Genomic DNA, 5,881 nt, shown 5'->3' with positions numbered 1-5,881 from the left:
GGGGTGCGGAGCGGTGCGCGGGGCCGCTGGGGGAGCGGCCTGGGAGGAGGGTACGGGGGGTGCGGCGGAGTGCGCGGGCATCGGGCCGAGACCCGGGTGCGGCACGGCGAAGGCGGCGCCGATCGGCACCGGCAGCATCGGCAGCCCGCTGAGCAGCCGGTCCATCGGCATCAGCACACCGCCGACCCGGCCGCAGGTCTCGCAGCCGCGCACATGGCGGGCGAAGCGCTTGCGCCACAGCGGGCTGGGCACACCGTCCCAGGCACCGGCCAGCTGGCGCAGGTCGTCGCACCGCTCGGCGGCGCCCAGCGCCCGCACCACCGTCCGGGAGGTCTCCAGCTGCTCCTTCATCCGCTGGACCTTCACCGCCGCGTGCTGCCGGCTCAGCCCGAGCGCGTCGGCCAGTTCCGAACGGCCGATGTCACCGGTCTCCTCCAGCCACCACAGGGCCAGCAGCGTACGGTCGTCGGGCTCCAGCCAGCGGGTGGCCTCGGCGATCTCCCGGCGCTGGTCGGTCAGCCCCAGCCGCAGGATGGTCACCGAGGCGAAGTCGGAGGCGGGGTCGGGTATCAGCTCGGCGGTGTCCAGCGCGGTCTGCTGGTGCCAGGACGCCTTGCGGGCCTGTTCGCGGTCGCGCACCTGGCGTACCGCGATCGCCACCAGCCAGGAGCGGAACGCCGCCGGGTCGCGCAGCTCGCCGAGCCCGCGCACCACCCGCAGCAGCGTCTCCTGCACCACGTCGTCCACGTCGTCGTTGCCGTCCAGCGCCCGGCCGACGATGTTGTAGACCAGCGGGAGACACTCCGCGACCAGCAGGTCCAGCGCCCGCTGGTCCCCTGCCCGAGCCGCGACCACCATCCCGGGGTCCGGACCGACCCGATCGCCTGCGCGCATCACAGCCCCATCTCGTATCCGTTCTCTGCCCTCGAACAGGAGACGGTGCCACGACCTGCGGATAACAGAAAGTCCGGGCACGCGGCCGGGCCGCCCGCCCTCCCGGCCAGGGGAGCGCGGGCGGCCCGGGGCACCGCGGTCAGCTCGACGGGACGGTGTCCTTGAACGCGGTGCCGGCCGCGCGCAGGCCGGACACCGCGGACTGGACCTGCGCCGGGCTCAGCACCTGGTCCTTGACGAAGTACACGTAGTCCACCTGCTCGTTGTAGGAGCGGGAGGTGGTGGAGGTCTGGCCGGCCAGGTCGATCAGCCAGTGGTTGAAGTCGATGAACTGGCCGCCCTCGGGCAGGTACGGCTCGCCGTGGGTGGCCACGACCTGCCCGTCGATGAAGTAGGTGATGCTGGTGTTGTCGATGGTGATCTGCAGATTGTGCCAGCCGTCCAGGCTCCCGTACTGCTGCCCGTGGACGTTGACCGCGTTCCACGGATCCGGGTTGTACGTCTCCCAGGACGTCTCGTACATGATGTTCTGCGTCTCGCCCCAGCCGCCGTTGGGCAGGTACTCGAAGTCCTGCTCGCTGTAGTTGGGGTCCATCGGGGCGTTCAGCGGCGTGAAGGTGAAGAAGGTCTGGTTGACGTGGTCGCCGTCCGGGCCGCCGGTGGGGGTGTCGTTGAACTTGACCCGGGCCGCGTAGGTGCCGTTCTTGAACTTCTGCGCGGTGGTCTGGATCTCCGTCTCGCGGGTGCCGGCCGCGGTGCCGTCGGTGGTCAGCTTGAGGTTCATCACCTTGGTGGAGCCGTCGGTGACGAAGGTGAGGTCCTGCGGCGACCAGGTGGCACCGGCCACGCCCGGGCCGCCCTGCCCGGACTTGACGGTCCAGCCGTGCTGCTGGATCGCCGCGTCCGAGCTTGCGGTGTAGCTGAAGTCGTCGAACATCGCCGGCGCGTTGGGGTCGGTGCCGCCGCCACCGCCCGGGCTGGTCGGCGGGGTGGTGGGCGGGGTGGTGGGCGGTGTCGGGCTGTTGCCGGTCGGCGCGGTGCCCCAGATCAGGGAGCCGTTGTCCTGCACGGTCACCTTCGACCAGTTGGCGTACGAGGTCTGGGCGCCGTTGAAGGAGTAGTCGTCGGACTGGGTGATCGTCTGCCAGTCGGCGCGGTAGAAGCGCAGTTGGAGGTCGCCGGTGTTCTGGCCCGCGGCCAGCGAGCCCGCGCCGGCGGTGAAGCCGATCTCCAGGTAGCGGTCGGCGGTCGCGGTGGGGTTGGCGAGGGTGCCGAAGGTACCGGTGACGTTGGCGCAGCCCTTGACCGCCCACGAGCAGGCGAAGCGGTAACTGACGCTCGGGCCGTCGGACTTGAAGTAGTACCGGACGGTGACCTGGCTCAACGGCACCGATGTCGTTCCGGTGTTGGTGACCTCCAGCCACGGCTCGACCTGGTCGGCGGTGGCCCCGGACGCGCTGGTCCGGTACTGGGCGCTGAGCGAGTCCTGCGCCGCGGACGCGGGCAGCGCGGTGAGCGCGGCGCAGGCGAGGCCGGCCGCGGTGCACACCGCCATCGCGGTGCGGACCCTGGCGGATGCGCGGATCTTTCCTGACACGGTGATCCCTTTCAACAGTGGGATTTCTTCGGGGACTTCAGTGAGAGGTGGTGCTCGGCAGCGGACCTCGGCGGGGGATCCCGACGGCCCGGTGGGTGACGCCCAGCGCGGCGAGGCGGGCCTCGTGGTGCTGGAGTGCGGGAAGGAAGTCGGTGGCCCAGTCGCTCGCCGGGTTCCACGCCCGGTCGGCGAGCGCGCACAGCCGGGGGAAGGCCAGGTACTCGATCTCCTCGGGGGTACGGACGAACTCGGTCCACACCTGGGCCTGGGTGCCCAGCACCCGGGCCGCGGCGGCCGGTTCCCAGGACGGCGGCGCGGCCTCCGCGGCGTGCACGGCCCGCAGATCGACCACCGCCCCCGCCTGGCCGAGCGGTTCGCCGGGATCGTCGGACTGCGGATAGTCCAGATAGGTGGCCCGGTGCGGCGCCATCACCACCGGGTGGCCGCGCCGTGCGGCGGCCAGTCCGTGACCGGCGTCCCGCCACGGCATCACGGTGAACTGAGGCGGCAGTACGCCCGAGTCCTCCGCCCAGCACAGCGGCCGGCGACCGGCCTCCAGCAGGAACTCCCCGATCCGGCCGAGGAACCAGCCGTGCAGCGCCCTGGGCGCCGCCAGCCCCAACTCGGCGGTCCGCGCCAGCGCTTCGGGGCTGGTCTCCCACTCGGTGACCGGGCACTCGTCGCCGCCGACGTGCACATACGGGGAGGGGAAGACGTCCAGCACCTCGCCGAGCACGGTCCGGCAGAACTCCAGCACCTCGTCGTGGACGCCGAAGGTGTTCTCGCACACCCCCCACTCGGTCCACACCTCCAGCCGGCGCCCGGGGAAGTTGCCGAGCCCCGGGTAGGCGGCCAGCGCCGCCCTGGCGTGCCCCGGCATCTCGATCTCCGGGACCACGCTCACCCCGCGCTCGGCCGCGTAGGCGACCAGCGAGCGCAGTTCGGCGGCGGTGTAGGCGCCGGAGTGCGGCGCGGCGTCGAAACGGCCGCTGCCGGCCCGGCCGAGCATCGAGCGGGCCCGGGTGCCGCCGACCTCGGTGAGCCGCGGATACGCCGCCACCGGCATCCGCCACCCCTGGTCGTCGGTGAGGTGCAGATGCAGCACGTTCAGCTTGTGCAGCGCCAGCAGATCCACGAACCGCCGCAGGAAGGACACCGGTTGGAAGCGCCGGGCGACATCGAGCATCATGCCCCGCCAGCCGAATCTCGGCACATCGGTGACCTGCACACACGGTATCCGCCAGGGCACGTCGGCCACCGGCCGCGGCGACAGCGCCTCGGCGGGCAGCAGCTGGCGGATCGTCTGCACCCCGCGTAGCAGGCCCTCCGGGCGGGCGGCCCGCAGCAGCAGCGCGTCCGGGCCGACGGTCAGGCCGTAGCCCTCCGCGCCGAGGCCGCCGAGTTCGGGGTCCACCACGAACACCACCGGACCGGCCGGGGAGGACCGCAGCGGCAGCCCGGTGGCCGGTGCCAGCAGCGTGCGCAGCAGCGCGGCGGCCGGCCCGGCCGCGCCCTCGGCCCGTACGGTCGTGCTCTCGTCGAAGGTGAACCGGCCGGGGATCCGGGCCAGATGGGTGGGGTGCGGAATGATCACGGCAGTGGTCTCCAGGGAGCCGGGGGAGCGGCGGGCAGGGGACGGGCAGGTGCGCGCGGCGCGCGGGCAGGGGCTCAGCCCTTGACGGCGCCCGCGGTCATTCCGGAGGTGACCCGGTTCTGCAGCAGCAGGAAGACCAGCAGGACCGGCAGCATGAACAGCGTGGAGGCGGCCATCGTGGCGCCCCAGTCGGTGCCGAAGACATTGCTGAAGGACGACAGCCACACCGGCAGGGTGCGCGCGTCCTGCCGGGTGATGATCAGCGTGTTGGCGAAGGCGAACTCGTTCCAGGCGGTGATGAAGCCGAACAGCGAGGTGGACAGCAGCCCGGGTGCCAGCAGCGGGAAGGTGATCCGGCGGAAGGCCTGCGGCCGGGTGCAGCCGTCCACTTGGGCCGCCTCCTCCAACTCCACCGGGATGGCGGCCAGGAACCCGCGCAGCGTCACGATGGTGAACGGCAGGGTGGTCATGAAGTAGATCAGGGTCAGTGTCGACAGCTTGTCGAGCATGTCGGCGTCGCGCGCGATGACGTACACCGGGATCAGCAGTGCTTCCCAGGGCGCCATCTGCGCGGTGAACACCAGCAGGATGAAGGCCCGCCGGCCCGGCCAGCGCATCCGCGCCACCGCGAAGGAAGCCAGCAGCGCCACCGCCAGCGACATCAGCACCGCGCCGAGCGTGACGGTCAGGCTGTTGCGCCAGAAGGTCCCGAAGCCGTCGGCGTGCACGGCGCTGCGGAAGTGCGCCAGCGTCGGGTGCAGCGGCAGGAAGGAGGGGTTGTCGGACTGGATGTCGGCGGACGGCTTCAGGGCGGTGATCAGCATCCAGTAGACCGGGAATGCGGTCACGGCGAGCGTCAGCAGCGCGGCCAGATTCAGCGGCAGCCGGCGCAGCCGCCGCAACTGCCGGAACTGCCGCACCGGGGTCGGGGTGGTCACAGCGCGCCCTCCTGGCGGAACATCCGGCGCAGGTTGAACACCAGCGCCCCGAGCAGGATCAGCACGGTGAGCGTGGAGACCGCCGAGCCCAGGTCGTACTTGTGCAGCGACTGGGCGATCTGGAAGGCGTAGACCGGCAGCGTGGTGGTCGCGCCGTTCGGGCCGCCCTGGCCGATCACCCAGATCTGCGTGAAGCACTTGAAGCACCAGATCACTTCGAGCGAGGTGACCAGCGCGAACAACGGCCGCAGCATGGGGAAGGTCACCAGCCGGAAGGTCTGCCGGCCGCTCGCGCCGTCCATCCGGGCCGACTCGTAGAGCTCGGCCGGGATGGTGGTCAGCCCGCCGTAGAGGGTCAGCGCGGCGAAGGGCACCGACTGCCAGACCACCAGGGCCACCAGGATGCCGAAGGTGGCGCCGCCGTGCGCGAACCAGGTGTAGTCGCGGTACGAGTCGAAACCCAGCTCGACCAGGAGCCAGTTGACCACTCCGAAACGCGACTGGAACAGCCACTGGAAGATGGTGGTGGCCGCGATCACCGGCGTGGCCCAGGTCAGCACCAGCGCGCTCATCACCGCCAGCCGCATCCGCCGGCCCAGCCGGGCCAGCATCAGGGCGACCAGCGTGCCGAGCAGCATGATCAGCGCCACATTCAGCGCGGTCCACCACACGGTCCGCCGCACCACGGTCCAGAACTCGCTGTCGCCCAGCACCGTGCGGTAGTTGGCGAACCCGACCCAGGTCGCGCCGCCGCGGATCAGCTGGCCGAGACCGAAGTGCTGGAAGGACATCACCGTGTTGCGGATCAGCGGATAGACCAGCAGGAAGGCCGCGCCCAGCACGGTCGGGGCGATCAGC

The 5,881-nt window shown here is 71.5% G+C and carries 5 protein-coding genes; all 5 read right to left on the bottom strand.

Going from position 1 to position 5,881, the window contains the following annotated elements; genetic code table 11:
- Positions 1 to 894: RNA polymerase sigma factor (locus tag GA0115240_RS11675; protein ID WP_141708804.1), on the bottom strand; the 894-nt coding region annotated here is incomplete at its 3' end.
- Between the two features lie 139 nt (positions 895 to 1,033).
- Positions 1,034 to 2,449, bottom strand: coding sequence for a cellulose binding domain-containing protein (locus GA0115240_RS11670; RefSeq protein ID WP_093736607.1), 1,416 nt, complete (start codon positions 2,447 to 2,449; stop codon positions 1,034 to 1,036).
- A 79-nt stretch (positions 2,450 to 2,528) separates the two neighbouring features.
- Positions 2,529 to 4,085: a beta-N-acetylhexosaminidase gene (locus GA0115240_RS11665; protein ID WP_256069748.1), complete on the bottom strand. Its 1,557-nt coding sequence runs from the start codon at positions 4,083 to 4,085 to the stop codon at positions 2,529 to 2,531.
- A 74-nt stretch (positions 4,086 to 4,159) separates the two neighbouring features.
- Positions 4,160 to 5,023 (bottom strand): carbohydrate ABC transporter permease, encoded by an 864-nt coding sequence (locus GA0115240_RS11660; protein ID WP_093736606.1) that lies wholly within the window; start codon positions 5,021 to 5,023, stop codon positions 4,160 to 4,162.
- Positions 5,020 to 5,880: a carbohydrate ABC transporter permease gene (locus tag GA0115240_RS11655; protein ID WP_237554798.1), complete on the bottom strand. Its 861-nt coding sequence runs from the start codon at positions 5,878 to 5,880 to the stop codon at positions 5,020 to 5,022. The genes GA0115240_RS11660 and GA0115240_RS11655 overlap by 4 nt, the downstream gene beginning before the upstream one ends.
- Between the last annotated feature and the right edge of the window lies 1 nt (position 5,881).

This window comes from Streptomyces sp. DvalAA-14, assembly GCF_900091855.1.
Classification (GTDB): domain Bacteria; phylum Actinomycetota; class Actinomycetes; order Streptomycetales; family Streptomycetaceae; genus Actinacidiphila.
This window is presented reverse-complemented; position numbering and strand designations above follow the sequence as displayed.